Consider the following 18,589-nt stretch of genomic DNA (forward strand, 5'->3'; position numbering starts at 1 on the left):
TCCAATGCAAGTCGTGGATGCTGCATGGCAGGAATGGCTCGCGACCAACGTGCGTCGCGGGTGCACGCAGGAATCGATGGTCGACGCGATGGTGCAGGCGGGCTTCGATGCATTGGCGGCGCGCGAAATCGTGGGCCGCGCGGCCGCCGAAAACAGCGTGGAGGCCGACCCCGTCAAACCATCGGGCGGCGAGCGGGCCTATGAATACGATGCGTGCCCCGTTGCCGCGGGCAATATCGTGCGCACGCACGACCGCGATGTACCCGTCGTGCTGCGCGTCGATCGCCCGCAGGTGATCGCGTTCGACGACGTGCTGTCGGGCGACGAATGCACGGAGCTGATCGAGCGCGCGCGAAACAGGCTGAAACGCTCGACGACCGTCAATCCCGACAGCGGACAGGAAGACGTAATCACGCTGCGCACCAGCGAGGGCTTCTGGTTTCAGCGCTGCGAGGATGCATTCATCGAGCTGCTGGACCGCCGCATCGCCGAGTTGATGAACTGGCCGCTCGAACACGGCGAGGGCCTGCAGATCCTGCACTACAGGGCGGGCGGCGAGTATCGGCCGCACTTCGACTATTTCCCGCCCGCACAATCGGGCAGCGCGCTGCATACGGCGCGCGGCGGCCAGCGGGTCGCGACGCTGATCGTCTATCTCAGCGATGTCGAGGGCGGCGGCGAAACGGTGTTTCCCGACGCCGGCATCACCGTAATGGCGCGACGGGGCGGGGCCGTCTACTTCCGCTACATGAACGGACGCGGGCAACTCGATCCACTGACGCTGCACGGCGGCGCGCCTGTCACGGGCGGTGAGAAGTGGATCATGACCAAGTGGATGCGCGAGCGCGCGTACGTGTAAGTGCAGTCCGGCGCGCGAGTCTCTTCGCGCGCATAAAAGAATCAGGAATGGCGTGTGCTCATTGCGGCGTGTGAACGCGCGGACATCCGGCGTTCGATGCGACGCGTGAGCGCCGTTCCGACTGAAAAAAGAACTCGGGGGACCAACGATGGACAACTATCAACTGGAAAGCGAGTTGCACCACCTCGAACGTGTGCTCAACCATATGGCCGCCGAGCATCGGTTTCCGCTCTCGTATTGGCGCAATCGGCTGAACACCGTGCTCGCGGCGCCGCTGGTGCCTTCGCAGCGCACGCGTGCGCGCAGGCTCGACGACATGCTGCGCATGCTCGAGACACGCGCGCCGGAGATCAGCTGACGGCGCGTTCGATTGCGCGCGAAGAGCAACACGGGGAGGGTAAAACGACAAGGCGCGGGCCGCGTTGCGACCCGGTCCGTTTCAGTTCGATATGTTTATCCTCTCGCGCGCACGGAAGCACGCGCATGCACGAGACGGACGCCCGATCGCGTCAAAAGCAAAAGATGATGGGCTAGTTCAACGACGCGCTGCCCGAGCGCGGCAAAGCGGCATCGCTCGCATGCTCACGGCCGAGCAGCAGATCGACTTGCCCGAGCAGGATTTCGCGCGCAACGGGCTTGTGCAACGTGCACTCGCACTTCAGATCACTAGGGATATCGGGCGAAGCGCTCCACAGGATCACGGGCATGCCGTCGAGTCCGGGATCGCTCTTGAGCATGCGGCACACTTCGGCGCCATTCATCTCGGGCATCATCAGGTCCGTGATCACGAGCGCGGGATGCACGCGCTGCGCCAGTTCGACGCCCTGGCGGGCGTTGAAGGCCGTGAGCACGTGAAAGCCCTCCAGTTCGAGCAGGAGCGCCCATGCAATCAGCAGATCCGGCTCGTCGTCGATGAGCAGGATGGTAGGAAGACGGCTGTCCGATATTGCGGTCGAATCCATGTACACAGGCAAGCTTCTCACTCGCAGACCGGAATCCGGCGCATGCGATGTGTCATCGTTTAATTGGTTCCGGCGCATGCACGACGCGTGCCAAACGAATGACAGGTTCATTCGAGTGGCCGCATGGCCGTCGCGCAGCCGTCAAGCACATACGTCGTCGTCAAGCGGTGGCGGGGCTCCCGGACGTTTCGACCCCGCCGTCAGGCGGCGAGAAGCGGCTCGAGTGCTGCCATCATAGAGCGTTGCGCTTCGCAAAAATTATCGGTGCCGTTGTAAGTTCTGACCCGCAGCAATGATGATTTTTGCCGCGACATGCTGTGTGGGTTCCAGCCTCTTCATGGCACGCAATACGCGTCACGCGGCGCTTTACGTCGGGTCCGATGGTGTCGTTTCAGGTAGACTGTAGGGCTATGGACAGACTATCCAGCCGATCGCGCACGGTGATCTCCGTCGACGCCACGCAGGTATTCGAGCTGTTGCCCGACGCGTGGCTCATCCTCGACGAGCGCTGCGAGGTCGTGGCCGCGAACGCGCGTTATCGCGAGATGCACGGCGTCACGTTGTCCGAAATCCAGGGTCGTTCCGTTCACGACATCAATCAGGTCGGTCCGCAGTCGCAGCGGGAATTGCGCCGCAGCTGGCTCGATTCGCTGCTTGCCGGTCTCGTGCCTGGCGAGCCGCGTCTTTCTTCGCTGATCCGTTATGACACACCTGCGCCGAACAGGAGCGATGGCGCGCTGATGCCGCGCTACTGGCAGGCGCGCGCGTCGATGATCGAGCCGAGCGACGGTCACGCGCTGCTGATCGCGATGTGCCTGATGGATGTGACCGAGTCGATCGCGATCACCGAACGCGATCAGCGCGAGCGCGAGAAGCTGCGTTCGCAGGTGCGCCGGCGTCAGGTGCTGGTCGACGAAGCGAACGCGGAACTGCGCATGCATCGCGAGCAGTTGCGCCAGGCGCTCGAGTTCGCGCATGTCGGCGCGTGGGAACTCAATCCGGCGACGGGCGCAATCGACGCCACCGAACAATGCAAGATCAACCTCGGGCTTTCGGCTTCGGATGCGCTCACCGAGAAGCGTCTTTTGGACGAGCTGATCGATGGCGCCGACCGCGCGCGCGTGAAGGACGCGATGCAAAGCGCGCTCGCGCGACGCGAGCACTTCGAAGTCGAGTTTCGCGTCACATGGCCTGATCTCACGGTGCGCTGGGTGCTGCTGCGCGGGCTCGGCCGCTATCATGGCGACAACACGCTGAAGTCGATCGTCGGCTTTACGCTCGATATCACGTCGCGCAAGGAGGCGGAGCTCGAGCAGCGCGCGATCGCCGAATCGGAAAAGCGCGCACGCAAGCATAGCGACGAAGCGGCGCGCGCGATGGACCGTTTCGTCACGGCCGTGAGCCACGAATTGCGCTCGCCGCTCGGCGCGATTCTGTCGTGGACGACGCTGCTCCAACGTGCCGCCGATCCCGCACACGTTACACGCGCCGCCGGCGTGATCGAGCGCAACGCGCATCAGCTTGCGCACATGGTCGACGATCTGCTCGACAGCGGCGCGATTGCTACGGGCAAGCTGTCCGTGAATCTGCAGCCCGTCGATCTTGGCGCGCTCGCGGGCAACGTCGCCGAGGACATGCGCATGTCGGCGGAAGCGAAAGGATTGCGCTTCGTGGTCGGCGAGCTTGCGCCATGCATCGTGATGGCCGACGAAAGCCGGATGAAGCAGGTCGCGTGGAATCTGCTGTCGAATGCGGTGAAGTTCTGCACGCAGGGCGAAGTCGAATTGAGCGTGACGGTGAAGGGCCAGCGGGCCGAACTGTCGGTGCGTGATACCGGCTGCGGCATCGAGCCCGATGCGCTGACGCGCATTTTCGAGCGCTTTCGCCAGGTCGATCCCGAAAGCGGCGGGCGCGTCGCGGGGCTGGGTCTCGGGCTATGGCTCGTCAAGCATCTCGTCGATCTGCATCACGGCACAGTCGCGGCCGAGAGCGCGGGGCGCGGTGAGGGTTCGACGTTCAGGGTGACGCTGCCGCTCTATCGTTGACACCATCCCATCGTCGAGCGAAACGTGCGGAGGTGCGTTAGCGTTCGCCTATAGGCACATCGATTGCTGCTTGCAGCGCTGCTGCCTTGCATGCAGCATGCGCCGCGCCCGTTCAATTCGCCTGAGGAACACACCATGCCGATCGATTCCCGCATTGCCGAGGGCCTGCCTTTTCCGCTCGGCGCGACATGGGATGGCAGTGGCGTCAATTTCGCGCTCTTCTCCGCTCATGCAACGAAGGTCGAGTTGTGTCTGTTCGACGAGAAGGGCAAGAAGGAACTCGAACGCATCGAGTTGCCCGAGTACACCGACGAAGTGTGGCACGTGCATATGGCGGGATTGAAGCCGGGGACTGTCTATGGCTATCGCGTGCATGGTCCGTATGAGCCCGAGGCCGGTCATCGTTTCAATCCGCACAAGCTGCTGCTCGATCCGTATGCGAAGGCGCATGTGGGCGTGTTGCGCTGGGACCCGTCGCTGTTCGGCTATACGCTGGAATCTGAGGACGACCTCACATTCGACCGGCGCGACAGCGCGCGTTTCATGCCGAAGTGCCAGGTCGTCGATCAGACGTTCAACTGGACGCATCCCACTCGCATCCGCGTGCCGTGGGACCGCACGATCGTCTACGAAACGCATGTGCGCGGCTATACGAAACTTCATCCCGGCGTGCCCAAAGCGATGCGCGGCACCTTCGACGGTCTCGCGCAAAAGGCCGTGATCGACCATATCAGGCGGATCGGCGTGACGACGATCGAACTGCTGCCGATTCATTCGTTCGTCAACGATCAACATCTGCTCGACAAGGGGCTCACCAACTACTGGGGCTACAACACAATCGGCTTTTTCGCGGCCGATCCGCGTTACTTCGCGCGCGGCCCGGGCGCGGTCGACGAGTTCAAGGCAATGATCGACCGCCTGCACGATGCCGGCCTCGAACTGATACTCGACGTCGTGTACAACCACACGGCCGAAGGCAACGAGCGTGGGCCGACGCTATCGTTTCGCGGCATCGACAACGCGTCGTACTACCGGCTGATGCCTGAGCAGAACCGCTATTACATCAACGATACGGGCACGGGCAACACACTGAACCTGTCGCATCCGCGCGTGCTGCAGATGGTGACGGACAGCCTGCGCTACTGGGTCACGGAGATGAACGTCGACGGCTTCCGTTTCGATCTCGCGACCATCCTCGGGCGCGAGCCGTATGGCTTCGACGAAGGCGGCGGCTTTCTCGACAGTTGCCGGCAAGACCCGATCATCTCCAGCGTGAAGCTGATTGCCGAGCCGTGGGATTGCGGGCCGGGCGGCTATCAGGTGGGCGGTTTTCCGCCGGGCTGGGCCGAATGGAACGACCGCTTTCGCGACACGGTGCGCGCGTTCTGGAAAGGCGACGAAGGCATCGCCGCCGATCTCGCGACACGCTTCACGGCATCGGGCGAATTCTTCAACCGGCGCGGCAGGCGTCCATGGGCCAGCGTGAACTTCATCACCGCGCACGACGGCTTCACGCTGAACGATCTCGTGTCGTACAACGAGCGTCACAACGAAGCGAACGGCGAGGACAACAACGACGGCCATAGCGACAACCGTTCGTGGAATTGCGGCGTCGAAGGGCCGACCGACGATGCCGAAGTGATCGCGTTGCGCGAGCGCCAGAAGCGCAACATGCTCGCGACGCTGCTGTTTTCGCAAGGCACGCCGATGGTGCTCGCCGGCGACGAATTCGGCCGCACGCAGAAGGGCAACAACAACGCGTATTGCCAGGACGATGAAATCAGCTGGGTCGACTGGACGGGCATCGACGACGACGGCCGCGCGCTCACCGGATTCGTGCGCAAGCTCACGACGTTGCGCCATGCGCTGCCCGTGCTTCGACGCAATCGCTTTCTCACGGGCGAAATGCGCGAGGACATCGGCGTGATGGACGTGAAGTGGTTGAGTCCCGCAGGCGTCGAGTTGACGGGCGACCAATGGGACGATGCGACGATGCGCTGCTTCGGGCTCGTGATCGACGGCCGCGCGCAGGCGAGCGGCATCCGCAAGCCCGCCTCCGATGCGACCTTGCTGCTTGTCGTCAATGCGTATCACGATGTCGTCGACTTCACGCTGCCTGAGATACCGGGCAGCGATCAATGGAGCTGCATGATCGATACGAATGCGCCCGAGCGAGATGAACTGCCGGACTTCGAATCAGGCGACGTCTATCAGGTGACGGGTCGCTCGATGCTGCTGTTCGCGCTGCACGCGAAGGGCGAGACGCAACGGATCTTCGATCGGCTGGGAGAACGGTTGACGGCCTAGAGCTTATGTCAGCGACGGGCGAAGCAAGTCGAACATCGAAGCCCGTCGCTGACATGTCAGGCATTCACGCACAGCGCGCAACGGTCTCCTGCGATGCAGCCGCGCGATTCGCCCAGCCCGCCTGCGCGTTGGCAGCCTGAGCACCCGCATTCGAGCGACGCTGCGTGGAAGCGGCGGCCACGACATCGACGCGCGGTTGCGCCGGACGTGCATCCGTCAATGCGCCATACAGTTTCAAATACGCCTGCACCGGCTTGTACCAGCTGAAATCGCAGCGCATTGCGTTGCGCTGTAGCGCGTGCCACGACGATGGCCGCATGAACGCATCGAGCGCGCGTTGCAGCGCGGCCGCTATATCTTCCGGTGTTTCGCCGTCGAACAGAAAGCCGGTCGCGCCGTCTTCGGGCAGACCGAGTTACAGGGGGTGCTTTACGAGCCGCGGTAGCGCTGCGAAGTTGCGGGGCGCGCGTCGCACGCCCCGCAAGGAGGCGCTCAGATATCGAGCCGCGAAATCTTCGTGCCTTCGAGCGACACGCCTGCCATCAGGCCGGCGTTGGTCAACACGAACGCCTGAACGGGCGCTGTGGCCGTCGTCGAGTCGATGTTGTCGTTCGCGCCCACCTTCACGAGCGCGACCGTCGCATCGCCGCCGACCGACCAGCCCTGGCTGTTGCGGAAGCGATCGAGCGCATCCTGCGTCATGAAGAGAAAGATCACACCCTTCGACTGCGCGCCGATCTGCAGACCGAACGAACCGGCTGCCGTGCTGTAGTAGCCGGCCGGCTGTCCGCCGACACGCAATGCGCCCTGGCCATACTGTCCGCCGATCCAGAAGCCCGCCTGCACGACCGACGGAAACACGAGCACGCCGCGTGCTTTCGCGACGAGCTCACGCGAGCCGTGGACGCTCGTATAGAGGCGCGACAGCGTTTCATCGACGCTCGAATTGATCGCTCTGCGCTTGTCCGCGTTACTGGTTGCTGTCGTGGAGTTCGAGGGCGTCGTCGTGCAGCCGGCGAGAGCCATGCTGCCGGCGGCGAGTGCGGCACCCGTGCTGAATATGAAATTTCTTCTATGCATTTGAGTTCTCCTGTCTGTCAACGCAAAGTCCGCCGGTTTGCGCCTCCCTGGGTGCATCACCGCGCCGATGAGGGTCGCGAAACCCTTGATTGGCAAGGACTAACGACATGACAGCAGTTCGTGTGCCCGCCTGACGCCCCAAGTGTTGGACGTGGCCGGCGCGGGGCGCTTTGAGACCTGCGCGGTACGAACGCGCTCGACGAACGGCGCGATGAGTGTACGATTTACAAGCCGTCGTTTCGCTGCGCGTTATCGGATGCGGACACGGCCCGCTTCAACAGGGCGAGCAGGCGTTGCGGCGTCAGCGGCTTTGCGCAATGTGCGTCGAAGCCCGCCTCACGCGCGCGCTCGCGGTCGGACTGCGATGCGTAGCCCGTGCACGCGATCAGCAGCATGTGCGAAGTCGGCGGCGACGCGCGCAGACGTCGCGCCAGTAGGAGCCCGTCGACGCCCGGCATCGCGATGTCGAGCACGACGGCAAACGGCTGCCATTCGGCCGCGAATTCGCAGACGTCCTCGGCGCCATGCATCGCGCGGCATTCGAAGCCATTGGCGTACAACAGCAATTGCAGCGCATCGGCGGCATCGGCGTAATCGTCGACGACCAGTACGCGCCGGTGATTGGACATATGCGTGGGAATTGGCCGCCATTGCAATACGTCGTCACTGTCGCGCGGGTTTTTTGTTGCCATCCCGTTGATCTCCGGTCACAGCCTCCCCAAGGCACCGAATTGAGCAAGGGCCGGACCTGAGACGCGAAGGGTTTCAAATGCATTCAACGCCTTTAATTGACAATTACGGCGCCGCCTGGGGTTAACCAGTGGGATCAGTGAGGGCGAACATAATCGCGGAACGCTAATGCGAAGGAATAAACGTAAAACATGTTGTTTATAAGTCGGCCATCGGTTTTATTCATGCGACATAAACGGTCATTCGGATCTATATTCTGAATGGCGCGACAAAGCGGATTGAAACAGGGCGCCGGCAACGCGCAATGCGACTGCCGGAATGCGTGCCTCCAATATAAGAAGCAAGCGAGGGCTTGATGAAACCATCGTCTGTAATTGGACGGCGCGCGTTCGGCATTGTCGGCGGCGCGGCGCGTCTCGCAAGTGTGGACCTGTTGCGCAAGATGCATTGCGCGAATGCGGCCGCACGTCACTTTCAGCCATTCGATATTGCGGTGGAGGGCGGCGCAAGTGACAAGCACCGCGAGCCATATCCGCCTGTTCCCGGTTCTGCGGAACACAAGCTGCGCACATTCGACGCGATTCGCGATTTCGAGCAGCGCGGCGTGCTGGCCGTCGCGTTGCCGTGTTTCGAGAGCCATCTGTTCATCGACGAATTGCAGGCGAACACGCGTGTCGTCGTGGTCGATATGGTCGCTGCGCTCTTTGCTCATATCCGGCAGCGGTTTCCGTTCGCGCGGCGAGTCGGCGTGCTGACTTCGCCGCTGCTGTGCGAGCGGCGGCTCTTCGAATACTACGGCGCCCACGCTCGTATCGAAGCGGTCAGTGTGGAGGTCAAGGACGCGGGCGCGCTGCGTGCCGCCTGTGTTTCGCTGATTGCGCAGGGCGTCGATGTGCTGTTGCCGGCCACGACCGATAGCGCGCTAGCGGTGCAACGGCTCGGCGCGCTTGCGGTGCCCATCGTCGACTCGTACGCGGCCTACGCGCACCATCTGATTACAGCCGATCATCGCAAGCCGGCGCGTCAGGTCACGCTCGGCGTCGTCGGCGGAGTGGGGCCCGCCGCGACCGTCGACTTCATGCACAAGGTCGTGCGCAATACGCCGGCCGTGCGCGACCAGGAGCACATCAAGATCATCGTTGAACAGAACCCGCAGATTCCCGATCGCACCGATTATCTGATGGGCAATGGCGCGGACCCGACGCTCGCGCTCTATGCGACTTGCCGAAAACTCGAAGACGGCGGCGCCGATGTGATCGCAATTCCTTGCAATACCGCGCATGCGTTCATCGCGCCGATCGAGGCGCGCTTGCGCGTGCCCATCGTCAGCATGATGAGCGTGACAGCCGATCATCTGCGTACGACGTTTCCCGCAGTCGAACGTATCGGGCTGCTCGCAACGGGCGGCACGATTGCGAGCGGCGTGTATCGAAGCGCGCTCGAAGCGCGCGGATTGACTCAAGTCTTGCCGTCCGCCGCGATGCAGGCACGGGTGACGAAGGCAATCTACGGGACGCGCGGCGTGAAAGCGGGCTTCACGAGCGGCGAATGCGTCGACGACATCATTGCCGCCATCGAGAGCCTGCTGTTGCAGGAAGTCGAAGTGATTCTGCTGGCGTGCACGGAATTGCCGCTGCTCTTTCCGCAAGCGGCCACCGTTTCGCGCAGAGGGCGGACTGCGCACCTCGTCGATCCGACTGACGTGCTCGCGAAATGTTGTGTCGAGTTTGCTTTAGGCAAGCCGATCGCAAAGCAGGCAAGGGCGCCCTTGGAAAGCGTGCCCGTCGAATACGCTGCATTAGCCGCCCGAGTCGAAAAAGGAGTGGCATTTAATGCCACGGTTCTTTGAAGCGCACTTGCGTTGTGACTCGCGTATTTACTTTTCCCTTTCTGGCGACTTTCCATAAAAGCATCGGGTGAATTGTTAATTCTTCTTTGCGAACGTTTCACAATACTTTCTTCATTCGACTTCAGACTCCGTCTTCCTGCACGCCTTGCACGCGTAGGGCCGCAAAACACAGCAGCGCAAGCTTGACCCCGGCATCGTTCGCGTGCCGGGGTTTCTTTTTGTTGTCGCCTGCTCGCAGACAGAACGGACTCAGACGAGGGGCAGCGTCTGACGTTGCAGCGTCGGCTTCATGATCGGCGTGAGCGCGTCGAAGATGCGCTTGCCTTGCTCTTCATCGATCACGCTGCCGAGCAGCGAGCGAAAGCGCGGCTCTTCGACGCCCGACACGATGTACTGCCAACGATACGCGTCGAGCATCGCCGCCTGCACGTCCGCGATTTCGGCGTGCAGCAGCGTGCGGCCGACGTGCTCGCAAATGTACCCGGCATCTTCTTTCGCCCGGATCTGCACGAGTCCATCGACGCCCGCCGCCAGTGCGATCAGATCGTCGACGGCGGCGTCGCGCTCGGGCTTGCCGAGCTTCGCGTCCTCACGCATCCATTCGAGTTCGTTGATGATCGCGTGCTGCGACTCTTCCTTCCAGTGATACATGAAGACGTCCTTGAAGAGCGGCGACAGGCTGTCGTCGGCTTCGATGCTCTGGCGATAGTGCACCTGCGAGAAGATTTCGATGTGGCAAGTCAGCGCGAGGATCGACCATGTGGATTTGCCGAGCACGAAAGAAGCAACATCATCGGCATCGGGCAGGAAGCGATAACCCGCGGGCATGTCCGCGCTCGCGAGCAATTCCATGCGGCGGAACCGCTCCTGATGGTTCATCGATAGCGCGACGGCGAACGTATGAAGCGCGTGACGCGTTGCGCAGTCACATGAACGAGCTGAACGCACTGAAGGTATTGAGCGACGGGCGGCCGTTCACGCGCCGATGCTGCGCGCCGACTTCTCGACGAGCGGCGCGGCCATTGCGCAGGCCGCCTGCACGCATTGATTGACGAGATCGCCGAATGCGTTCGCGTTGTGCGTGCCGTTCAGCGCGCCCACTTCATCGACGCGCGCCGATTGTCCGCCGATACCGACGATCAACTGCGCACCGGGCGCGCGCTCGCGAATGCGCCGCAACAGATTGCGCAGATAGGGCGGTGCTTCGGGCGCATCGAGCGTGACCACGCAGATGATCGCCGCGCCCTCGATGCCGAGCGTATCCGTGTGCCCGCGCCTGAAGTGCGCGTAGTTCGTCACGACGGGCGCAAAGCCTCGGCGCGTCAGCAATTGCAACGCGATGGCCGTCGTGACTTCGTCGAATGCGCCGCGGCCCGCCACGCACACGACGCGTTGTGCGGCGGCGTCTTCGGGCAGCACCGCGGGCAGCGCGCCGGGCGCATTCGGATCGGGTTTGTGCTCGGGCAAGCCGTCGAATTGCTCGAGGTTCTCGACGATATCGACGAGCGTCTCGTTCATCCGCGCGAGCTGCTCGGGCGCGAACACGCCGCGAAGCGCATCGTTGCGCGCGAGCCGCAAGCCCTCGCGGGCGACGTCGTCGTAGTAGCGCGTGAGCGGCATCTCTTTCAGGAAGCGGTCGGCCTGCACGATTGCTTCGTGCGGATCGTCGGCGAGCAGCCGCTGATAGAAATTCTGCGCGGGCGTGAGCGCGGGCTGATCGCCGAGCAGCACCGTCAGGAACTTCAGACGCTCCGCATAGCGGCCCAGCGTGACGAGGCACAACGTGAGGGGCGTCGACAGCACGAGGCCGATGGGCCCCCACAGCCAGCTCCAGAAAATCGCCGCGACGACGACGGCAAGCGGCGAAAGTCCCGAGCTATGCCCATACAGCAGCGGCTCGACGATCTGGCCGGCAATGACATCGACGGACACGAACAGCACGAAGGTCAACACCGCCATCGTCCATTGCGGCTGGATCGCGGCCGCGAGAATCACGGCGAGCAGCCCCGCGATCCAGGTGCCGATATACGGCACGAAACGCAACAGCGCAGTCAGCACGCCAAACAGCAGCGCGCCCGGCACGCCGATGATCGCCAGCCCGATCGCGATCGTCGCGCCCGCGCCCAGGTTCACGCCCAGTTGCGCGACGAAGTAGCGCGACAGACGGCTCGCGGCATCGTTGATCGCGGTGGTCGTGCGGTGCAGATCGCGCGCGCCGAACAGGCGTATCAGCCGGTCGCGCAGGTCTTCGCGCTGCAACAGGATGAAGATCGTCACGACGAGCACGATGAACATCGTCTCGAGCGGGCCGACGACAGGCGAGAACACGCGCTGCGCAACCTCCAGCGGCGACGGAATGGGCTCGTGCACCTCGACGGGCAGCGGCGCCGCGACGGTCGGCTTCTGCGAGCGGCCCGGTTCGTGAGGCGGCGTGGGACGTTCGGGCGCGACGCGCGCTAGCGCGGAGGCGGCGCGCGTGAGGAGAGCATCGGCGCGTCCGACCGTTTTCTCCTGCACGGTCTCGACCTTGCGCTCGATGGCGGCCTGATATTGCGGCAGCGAGCTCGCGAGCTGCGCGACCTGCGCGCCGATCAGCGTGCTGACGGCCAGCAGCGTGACGAGAGCCGTGAGCACCGCGACGAAGATCGACAGCAATTGTCCGAAATGAAACCGGCGCAGCAGGCCGACGAGCGGCGCGAGCAAGAAGCTCAGCAGCACCGCGAGCGTGATGGGGATCAGCACCTCGCGCGCGAAGTACAGCCCGCATACGACGACCACGAACGTAATCACCGACGTGAGGCCGTGCAGCCCCGGCGTTCCCGATGGGTAAACCCGGTTGCCGGAAGGCCGTTGCGGGGTGATGGGCAGTTTCATGACGTCGTCGAAAGAGGGCGCGGCGCGTGGCCCGCAGCAGATTTGTCCCATGGGACAGGACGGGTTTGCAAGGCCGTGCGCGAGCGCGATGTGCGGTACAGCTTCACCGTCCGCGCAATCGACGCGCGGCGGCAGCTTACCTGGGCTTTGCCTGACACGGTTGTTCTCGGCATGTTCGTCTGTCGGCGGGTGACGCGCGCCATTGGCGGGCCTGCAATGTAGAGCAAGAGGCAGGCCGGGCGGAAAACTGCGTCTGGTGCGCATTCGCTGACTATTGCAGTTTATCAATTGCGCGGCCGGCTTTTGTCTGATGTAGGGAATTGTTGTGTCGGCATAATGCTGGAATTGGCCTGGTGGAATTCGCGTTCCGTCGATTAGGCATCGAGCCATTTACGCAAGGAGTCACATCGAAATGCGCCGCGCAACCGAAATCGACATCGCGCTGAACGCGCGGCCCGACGGCATGCCGCTGCAGCGCTGGCTGTACGGCGAGCTGCGCGCGGCGATTCTGGACGGACGGCTCGCGCCGGGCGCGCGTCTGCCCGCGACCCGCGATCTGGCCACGCGTCATCGCGTGTCGCGCGGCACGGTGCTGGGCGTGTTCGCGCAACTCGCGGCCGAGGGTTATCTGTCGGGAGCCGTCGGACGCGGCAGCTTCGTCGCAAGCGAACTGCCGGATGTGCGTATCGAGTCCGCGCCGGCTGCGGCTCCGACGTCGGCGCCGGCTTCGGCGAGCACGCGGGCCGCTCGTCGGGCGGCGAGCGCTCGCCCATCCGCTGACGTCGCCAGCAACGCAGGCATCGGTTTGTCCGCACGCGGACGATTGCTCGCGCGCAGTGCGTTTGCCGTCGAGGGACGCTCGTTCCCGGCGCGCGCGTTTCGTCCGAGCCAGCCCGATCTACAGTCGTTTCCGTTCGCGTTGTGGGCGCGTGTTGCCGCGCGCCGCTCGCGCCAGTCGAACCGCTCGATGCTCGCGGACGGCGAGGCGCAAGGCTACGCACCGCTGCGCGAAGCGATTGCCGCGCACGTGCGCGTGACGCGCGGCATCGCGTGTTCGGCGGATCATGTCGCGATCGTCGGCAGCGTGCAGCAGGTGCTCGATCTGTCCGCGCGGTTATGGCTCGATCCCGGCGACACGGCGTGGCTCGAAGACCCCGGCTATCCCGGCGCGCGTCTGTTGTTCGAAGCGGCGGGCGCGCGCATCGCCGCTGTGCCCGTCGATACGAACGGCATCGATGTCGCGGCGGGCCGTCAGTTTGCGCCGCACGCGCGGCTCGCTTACGTGACGGCCGGACGGCAGGCGCCGCTCGGTCCCGCGCTTTCTTTGGAGCGGCGGCTCGCGCTGCTCGACTGGGCGCACACGCATCGCGCGCTCGTCATCGAGGACGACTATGACAGCGAATACCGCTTCGAAGGACGTCCGCTTGCCGCGCTCAAGAGTCTCGACAACGCGGGCCATGTGATCTATTGCGGCACGTTCAGCAAGCTGCTGTTTCCCGCGTTGCGTATTGCGTATGCGGTGTTGCCCGAGCGTCTCGTCGAGCCGTTCGTCGCTGCGTTGTCGCTGACGAGCCGTCATGTGCCGCTCGATCAGCAGGCGACGTTGCACGCGTTCATCGCCGAGGGTCACGCGGGCCGGCATGTGCGGCGCATGCGCGAGCTGTATGGCGAGCGTGCCGAGGCGCTGCGCGAAGCGGCGCGCCGGCATTGGGCGGGCCTGCTCGCATTGCCGCCCATCGTCGCGGGCCTCGATGCGCCCGCATTCCTGCCCGCAGGCACCGACGATGCGCTCGCCGCCCGTCTTGCTGCCGAAGCGGGCATCGAGACGCGGCCGTTGTCGTCGTATTCGGTGCAGCGCGAAGCGCCTGCGGGTCTCGTGCTGGGCTTCGCGGGCATCGGTGCGCAAGAGATCGACGCGGGCGCGAGCACGCTCGCGCGCGTGTTGCAGCGGATGCTGTACCGCACGTGAAGCGCGAGCGCGCGCGTGTACCCGTTCAGGGCGGCAGCACGAGCGGCCCGCAATCCGAATCGGTGACGAACACGGCGAGCAGTTTTGCGGGCCGAGCGGGATCCGGGTTCTCCGCGAATTCATGCAGTGTGCCCGGCGGCTCGAACCATGTCTGACCGCTGCGATAGTCGATCGCGGGGCCGCCCGCCAGTTGTGAGCGCACTGTGCCTTCGATCACGAACGCCGTCACCGACCCAGGATGCCGATGCGCGGGCGTGAACGCGCGGGGCGGATAGTCGACGATGGCCGTCGTCACGGACTTGCCGGGTACATGCGCCAACGGCTCGCACGACAGCGGACGCACGGTCGTCGCGGGGCGGCGGGCCGAATCGGAAGACGGCGATGCGTCGCTCAACAGCGGCGTGCTGCACATTGCGGCGAGCCATTGGACGGCTGGGCGCGTCGGCAGTGCGGCAAGGGGCGCGAGCGCCAGCAGCGACAGTGTAGCGAGCGTCCGTACATGCCGTACATTGGCGAGCCTGCGTGCGGCGTTCATCGCTCGACGCCCACAAGCGGACGCCGCCAGTTCGGCGACCAGCCGAGCTCGCGCTTCGCCTTTTCCGTCGACACGACGGGATTGTCTTCGGCGATGTTGAATGCGCCGCGCGCGCCGCGTTGCACTGCGAGCAGTGCGGCGAATGCGGCTGCGTCGACATGCAGCGGGCTTGTGCCGCGCGCTTGATCGAAGCCCGTACCCGAGCCATACAGTTGCCCATAGCGCAGCACCGCGCCGACGAGGGGCGCGTCCAGCACCTGTGCTTCGAGCGACACGACACCGCGCACGGTGACGAGCCGGTTGCCTTCCGAATGTGTGTCGAGCGGCTGTGTTTCGTCGTAGGGTTGCGCACCTTCGCGGTAAGCCCACGCGATGCTCTGCGTAATGAACTGCGTGCTGCCCGCCGCCAATGCCGCAGCGAGCAGATTGCGCGTGCCTTCGTCGCGAATCCGCGCATTGCCTGCGAGCGCGTTCGCCATCTTCGCAGGATCGAGCGCGGGAGGCAGGTCGGTGAGCTGATGGATCACGCACGCTGGCTCGATGCGCATCAGCGCCTCGCCGAGCGCGCGCGCGTCGAACACGTCGACGACGACGGGCACGACGCCCGCCTGTTCGAGCCGCGTCGTGCGTTCGGGACGGCGCGTGCTGCCGTAGACGGTATAGCCGGCATCGACGAGCAGCGGCGCGAGCGCGCTGCCGACAGCCCCTGTCGCGCCCGCAAGAAAGACTTTCGTGTTCATCCGATGATCTCCGTATAGGCCGGACTTTGCAGCCCGTCACACGGAGATTACCGATGGTAATGGCTTGTAGAAAGAGCCATTATCGACAGAATCATTGAGCCAATTTCGAATCGGCGCGCGCAACGGAAGATGCCACCACCTGATGCGGAATATTGCGGAAACAACGATAGTCCATTTCCTGTTGCGACGTTTTTTGTTTCGCGCAATGCTTTAGACTTAGCGGTGTTTCATCCTGTCTGCACGCAAGCAGACAAACCACGCTTCAACGCGGCCTTGGCCGCGTTTTTTTTGCGCGAGACTTCAACCCTGATCGCCGCCGCCCACGGGCAGCACGGTGCCTGTGATGTACGACGCTTCGTCCGACGCGAGAAAGAGGATCGCGCCGACCTGTTCGTCGATTGTTCCATAACGATGCATGAGGCTCGTCGCCTTCGTCTGGTCGACGATGGCCTGATACCAGAGCGCTTCCTGCTCCGTCTGCTTGTCGGTGTTGCGCGGCACTCGCCGCACGGGCGCTTCCGTTCCGCCTGTCGCGACTGCGTTGACGCGGATGCCATCGGCGGCATGCTCGAATGCGAGGCTCGCCGTCAGCGCATTCACACCGCCTTTCGACGCCGCATACGGCACGCGATAGATGCTGCGCGTCGCAACCGACGAGACGTTGACGATCGCGCCACGCTTGCGCTCGATCATCGAAGGCAGCACCGCGCGGCAGCACCAGAGTGTCGGAAAGAGCGAGCGCCGCACTTCCGCTTCGATCTGCGCTTCCTCGTATTCCTGATACGGCTTAGCCCAGATCGTCCCGCCGACGTTGTTGATCAGCACGTCGATGCGGCCGAATGTGCCGAGCGCCGCGTCGGCCAGCGTGCATGCGCCCGCATACGTTTCCAGATCGGCGATGACGGTGATGCAGCGCGCGCCCGGCGCCGAGATTTCGGCCGCCACGTCATGCACGAAATCCGAGCGGTCGCACAGCACGAGCGTCGCGCCCTGGATTGCCGCCGCAATCGCGACGCCGCGCCCGATCCCTTGCGCCGCGCCCGTCACGACGACGACTTTTCCTTCGAAGCGTTGGTTCATGATCGTCAGGCCGCGTTGGTGGCAGAGAATTTTTCGTAGTGGAAGCTCGCGGGCGTCACGCCGATTTCGCCGAGCCAGCCGCGCACCGCATCGACCATCGCGACGGGTCCGCACAGGTACACATCGACGTCGCCGCCGTTGAGCCATTCGGGCTCGACATGGGCCGTCACGTAGCCCTTCAGCGGATGACTGCTCGACGAATCGGCGACACAGGTGCGGTACTCGAAGTCTTGCAGCTTGCCTCGCGCCGCATCGAGTTGCGGGAGCGCGACGAGATCGATGTCGTTGGTCACGCCGTACACCATCCGCACCGGCTGCTGCGCAGCGTCTTTCGCGCCGTCTTTCACGGCCAGCACGTCGAGCATCGACAGGAACGGCGCGATACCCGTGCCGCCTGCGAGGAACAGTACGGGGCGCGTCGCTTCGCGCAGATAGAACGCGCCGTAAGGCCCCGAAAACGCCACGCGTTGACCCGGCTGCGCATGGGTGCTCAGATACGTGCTCATCTTGCCTTCAGGCACGTTGCGCACGACGAACGACACGCGCGATTCGCCCGGCGCGGAACTGAACGAATACGAGCGCGACAGTTCGCTGCCGGGCACTTCGACGTTCACATACTGGCCCGCGAGAAACGACAGTTGATCGGGCACATCGACGTCGATCGAAAATTCGATCGTCGAATCGGAGAGCTTATGCACGCTCGCGAGCGTGCCTTCGTGACGCGCGACGCCCGTCTTGCACGCAGCCGACGAAGCGGGCACGCGGATTACGCAGTCGGAGCGCGGGCGCGTCTGGCAGGCGAGCACGTAGCCTTTCGCAGCCTCTTCGGGCGTCAGCGCATCTTCGATATAGCTCGATTCCGGCAGGTCATACGAGCCCGATTCGCAAAAGCCGCGGCATGTTCCGCATGCGCCGTCGCGGCAATCGAGCGGAATGTTGATCTTCTGCCGATAGGCGGCATCCGACAGCGTTTCGTTATCGCGGCACGTGATGAAACGCGTGACGCCGTCTTCGAACTGAAGTGCAATGCGATGTTCCATGGACTGCTCCTGACTTTCCTGGGCTGCTCGCGTCTTGTGGCCGACTCGTGGCGAATCGAGCGACGCTCAGATGTGGTAGACGTCGATCACCTGATTGATGTAGTCGTTCTTCAACACGACATACTTGTTCAGAATCTGCGGCGAATCGCCGTTGAAATCGATCACATAGCGCGACATGCCGAAGTAGCTGTAATTGGTCTTGTAGCGATGGCTCAGCGTGTGCCAGTTGAAACGCACCGTGCAGACGCCGTTGTCTTCGCGTTCGAGTTCGACGTTGCAGATGTTGTGGCTCGTGCGCGTGTCGGGAATCGTCGCGCTGGAGCGCTCGGTCTTGATGCGGAACACGCGGTCTTCGAGGCCCTGGCGGCTCGGGTAGTAGATCAGCGAGATCTCGCGCTGCGGGTCCGTGATGAGCTGATCCGTGTCATCCCACGACGGCATCCAGAAGACGACGTCCGGGTGATACAGATCGAGCCACGCGTCCCATTGCTCATCGTCGAGCAGACGCGCTTCGCGATAGAGAAACGCTTGAATCTCCGCGAGCGTCGGCGTTGTGATA

Annotated in this window: 17 protein-coding genes; 6 read left to right on the forward strand and 11 right to left on the reverse strand. The window is 63.8% G+C overall.

Translation table 11 applies throughout. The annotated features are described in order from the left end of the window. Window positions 1-4: 4 nt before the first annotated feature. Window positions 5-859, forward strand: coding sequence for a 2OG-Fe(II) oxygenase (locus GCT13_RS06915; RefSeq protein WP_152756276.1), 855 nt, complete (start codon window positions 5-7; stop codon window positions 857-859). A gap of 148 nt (window positions 860-1,007) precedes the next feature. Beyond that, entirely contained in the window at window positions 1,008-1,217 is a 210-nt protein-coding gene (locus GCT13_RS06920; RefSeq protein WP_152756278.1) for a hypothetical protein, read from the forward strand. A 172-nt stretch (window positions 1,218-1,389) separates the two neighbouring features. On the opposite strand, the gene GCT13_RS06925 is transcribed toward GCT13_RS06920, so the two are convergent. After that, window positions 1,390-1,821 (reverse strand): response regulator, encoded by a 432-nt coding sequence (locus GCT13_RS06925; protein WP_152756281.1) that lies wholly within the window; start codon window positions 1,819-1,821, stop codon window positions 1,390-1,392. A 410-nt stretch (window positions 1,822-2,231) separates the two neighbouring features. Here GCT13_RS06925 and GCT13_RS06930 point away from each other — a divergent pair, with 410 nt between their 5' ends. Together GCT13_RS06930 and glgX are read left to right on the forward strand one after the other, a co-directional pair. Beyond that, entirely contained in the window at window positions 2,232-3,866 is a 1,635-nt protein-coding gene (locus tag GCT13_RS06930) for a PAS domain-containing sensor histidine kinase (RefSeq protein ID WP_152756283.1), read from the forward strand. A gap of 135 nt (window positions 3,867-4,001) precedes the next feature. Further along, on the forward strand, window positions 4,002-6,173 hold the full coding sequence (gene glgX / locus GCT13_RS06935; protein WP_152756285.1) for a glycogen debranching protein GlgX: 2,172 nt from the start codon (window positions 4,002-4,004) through the stop codon (window positions 6,171-6,173). 64 nt (window positions 6,174-6,237) lie between these two features. Here the strand turns inward: glgX and GCT13_RS06940 are convergent, their stop codons facing one another. The 3 genes from GCT13_RS06940 to GCT13_RS06950 all read right to left on the reverse strand — a co-directional run bounded on the left by GCT13_RS06940 (window position 6,238) and on the right by GCT13_RS06950 (window position 7,945). Next, window positions 6,238-6,492 (reverse strand): hypothetical protein, encoded by a 255-nt coding sequence (locus GCT13_RS06940; RefSeq protein ID WP_407670757.1) that lies wholly within the window; start codon window positions 6,490-6,492, stop codon window positions 6,238-6,240. 173 nt (window positions 6,493-6,665) lie between these two features. Continuing rightward, the gene (locus GCT13_RS06945; protein WP_152756287.1) at window positions 6,666-7,253 is read right to left on the reverse strand and encodes a BPSL1445 family SYLF domain-containing lipoprotein; all 588 of its coding nucleotides are present in this window, start codon (window positions 7,251-7,253) and stop codon (window positions 6,666-6,668) included. A gap of 224 nt (window positions 7,254-7,477) precedes the next feature. After that, window positions 7,478-7,945: a response regulator gene (locus tag GCT13_RS06950; protein ID WP_152756289.1), complete on the reverse strand. Its 468-nt coding sequence runs from the start codon at window positions 7,943-7,945 to the stop codon at window positions 7,478-7,480. Between the two features lie 353 nt (window positions 7,946-8,298). Here GCT13_RS06950 and cuyB point away from each other — a divergent pair, with 353 nt between their 5' ends. After that, window positions 8,299-9,792 carry a cysteate racemase gene (cuyB, locus tag GCT13_RS06955; protein ID WP_152756291.1) on the forward strand — a complete coding sequence of 498 codons (1,494 nt, stop codon included), beginning with the start codon at window positions 8,299-8,301 and terminating at the stop codon, window positions 9,790-9,792. A 249-nt stretch (window positions 9,793-10,041) separates the two neighbouring features. Here cuyB and GCT13_RS06960 read toward each other — a convergent pair whose 3' ends face one another. Both GCT13_RS06960 and GCT13_RS06965 read right to left on the reverse strand, forming a co-directional pair. Then, window positions 10,042-10,671, reverse strand: a complete 630-nt coding sequence (locus tag GCT13_RS06960) for a hypothetical protein (protein WP_227746740.1) — start codon at window positions 10,669-10,671, stop codon at window positions 10,042-10,044. Window positions 10,672-10,767: 96 nt separating this feature from the next. Next, window positions 10,768-12,666, reverse strand: a complete 1,899-nt coding sequence (locus GCT13_RS06965; RefSeq protein WP_152756293.1) for an AI-2E family transporter — start codon at window positions 12,664-12,666, stop codon at window positions 10,768-10,770. A 412-nt stretch (window positions 12,667-13,078) separates the two neighbouring features. On the opposite strand from GCT13_RS06965, the gene pdxR reads away from it, so the two are divergent. Further along, window positions 13,079-14,635: a MocR-like pyridoxine biosynthesis transcription factor PdxR gene (gene pdxR, locus GCT13_RS06970; protein WP_152756295.1), complete on the forward strand. Its 1,557-nt coding sequence runs from the start codon at window positions 13,079-13,081 to the stop codon at window positions 14,633-14,635. A 25-nt stretch (window positions 14,636-14,660) separates the two neighbouring features. Here the strand turns inward: pdxR and GCT13_RS06975 are convergent, their stop codons facing one another. The 5 genes from GCT13_RS06975 to benB form a co-directional block, all read right to left on the reverse strand. Then, the gene (locus tag GCT13_RS06975; RefSeq protein ID WP_152756297.1) at window positions 14,661-15,170 is read right to left on the reverse strand and encodes a cupin domain-containing protein; all 510 of its coding nucleotides are present in this window, start codon (window positions 15,168-15,170) and stop codon (window positions 14,661-14,663) included. Next, the gene (locus tag GCT13_RS06980) at window positions 15,167-15,910 is read right to left on the reverse strand and encodes an NAD-dependent epimerase/dehydratase family protein (RefSeq protein ID WP_152756299.1); all 744 of its coding nucleotides are present in this window, start codon (window positions 15,908-15,910) and stop codon (window positions 15,167-15,169) included. The genes GCT13_RS06975 and GCT13_RS06980 overlap by 4 nt, the downstream gene beginning before the upstream one ends. 300 nt (window positions 15,911-16,210) lie before the next feature. Beyond that, on the reverse strand, window positions 16,211-16,990 hold the full coding sequence (locus tag GCT13_RS06985) for a 1,6-dihydroxycyclohexa-2,4-diene-1-carboxylate dehydrogenase (RefSeq protein ID WP_152756301.1): 780 nt from the start codon (window positions 16,988-16,990) through the stop codon (window positions 16,211-16,213). A 5-nt stretch (window positions 16,991-16,995) separates the two neighbouring features. Continuing rightward, window positions 16,996-18,030: a benzoate 1,2-dioxygenase electron transfer component BenC gene (gene benC / locus GCT13_RS06990; RefSeq protein ID WP_152756303.1), complete on the reverse strand. Its 1,035-nt coding sequence runs from the start codon at window positions 18,028-18,030 to the stop codon at window positions 16,996-16,998. A 66-nt stretch (window positions 18,031-18,096) separates the two neighbouring features. Continuing rightward, window positions 18,097-18,588, reverse strand: coding sequence for a benzoate 1,2-dioxygenase small subunit (gene benB, locus GCT13_RS06995; protein WP_321574245.1), 492 nt, complete (start codon window positions 18,586-18,588; stop codon window positions 18,097-18,099). Window position 18,589: the final 1 nt, after the last annotated feature.

This window comes from Paraburkholderia franconis, assembly GCF_009362735.1.
Classification (GTDB): Bacteria; Pseudomonadota; Gammaproteobacteria; order Burkholderiales; family Burkholderiaceae; genus Paraburkholderia; species Paraburkholderia franconis.

Excerpts from the sequence above, each read along its gene's own strand:
- GCT13_RS06915 (WP_152756276.1), top strand. The coding sequence starts at position 5 with ATGCAAGTCGTGGATGCTGCATGGCAGGAATGGCTCGCGACCAACGTG.
- GCT13_RS06920 (WP_152756278.1), top strand. The coding sequence starts at position 1,008 with ATGGACAACTATCAACTGGAAAGCGAGTTGCACCACCTCGAACGTGTG.
- GCT13_RS06925 (WP_152756281.1), bottom strand. The coding sequence starts at position 1,821 with ATGGATTCGACCGCAATATCGGACAGCCGTCTTCCTACCATCCTGCTC.
- GCT13_RS06930 (WP_152756283.1), top strand. The coding sequence starts at position 2,232 with ATGGACAGACTATCCAGCCGATCGCGCACGGTGATCTCCGTCGACGCC.
- glgX (WP_152756285.1), top strand. The coding sequence starts at position 4,002 with ATGCCGATCGATTCCCGCATTGCCGAGGGCCTGCCTTTTCCGCTCGGC.
- GCT13_RS06940 (WP_407670757.1), bottom strand. The coding sequence starts at position 6,492 with ATGCGGCCATCGTCGTGGCACGCGCTACAGCGCAACGCAATGCGCTGC.
- GCT13_RS06945 (WP_152756287.1), bottom strand. The coding sequence starts at position 7,253 with ATGCATAGAAGAAATTTCATATTCAGCACGGGTGCCGCACTCGCCGCC.
- GCT13_RS06950 (WP_152756289.1), bottom strand. The coding sequence starts at position 7,945 with ATGGCAACAAAAAACCCGCGCGACAGTGACGACGTATTGCAATGGCGG.
- cuyB (WP_152756291.1), top strand. The coding sequence starts at position 8,299 with ATGAAACCATCGTCTGTAATTGGACGGCGCGCGTTCGGCATTGTCGGC.
- GCT13_RS06960 (WP_227746740.1), bottom strand. The coding sequence starts at position 10,671 with ATGAACCATCAGGAGCGGTTCCGCCGCATGGAATTGCTCGCGAGCGCG.
- GCT13_RS06965 (WP_152756293.1), bottom strand. The coding sequence starts at position 12,666 with ATGAAACTGCCCATCACCCCGCAACGGCCTTCCGGCAACCGGGTTTAC.
- pdxR (WP_152756295.1), top strand. The coding sequence starts at position 13,079 with ATGCGCCGCGCAACCGAAATCGACATCGCGCTGAACGCGCGGCCCGAC.
- GCT13_RS06975 (WP_152756297.1), bottom strand. The coding sequence starts at position 15,170 with ATGAACGCCGCACGCAGGCTCGCCAATGTACGGCATGTACGGACGCTC.
- GCT13_RS06980 (WP_152756299.1), bottom strand. The coding sequence starts at position 15,910 with ATGAACACGAAAGTCTTTCTTGCGGGCGCGACAGGGGCTGTCGGCAGC.
- GCT13_RS06985 (WP_152756301.1), bottom strand. The coding sequence starts at position 16,990 with ATGAACCAACGCTTCGAAGGAAAAGTCGTCGTCGTGACGGGCGCGGCG.
- benC (WP_152756303.1), bottom strand. The coding sequence starts at position 18,030 with ATGGAACATCGCATTGCACTTCAGTTCGAAGACGGCGTCACGCGTTTC.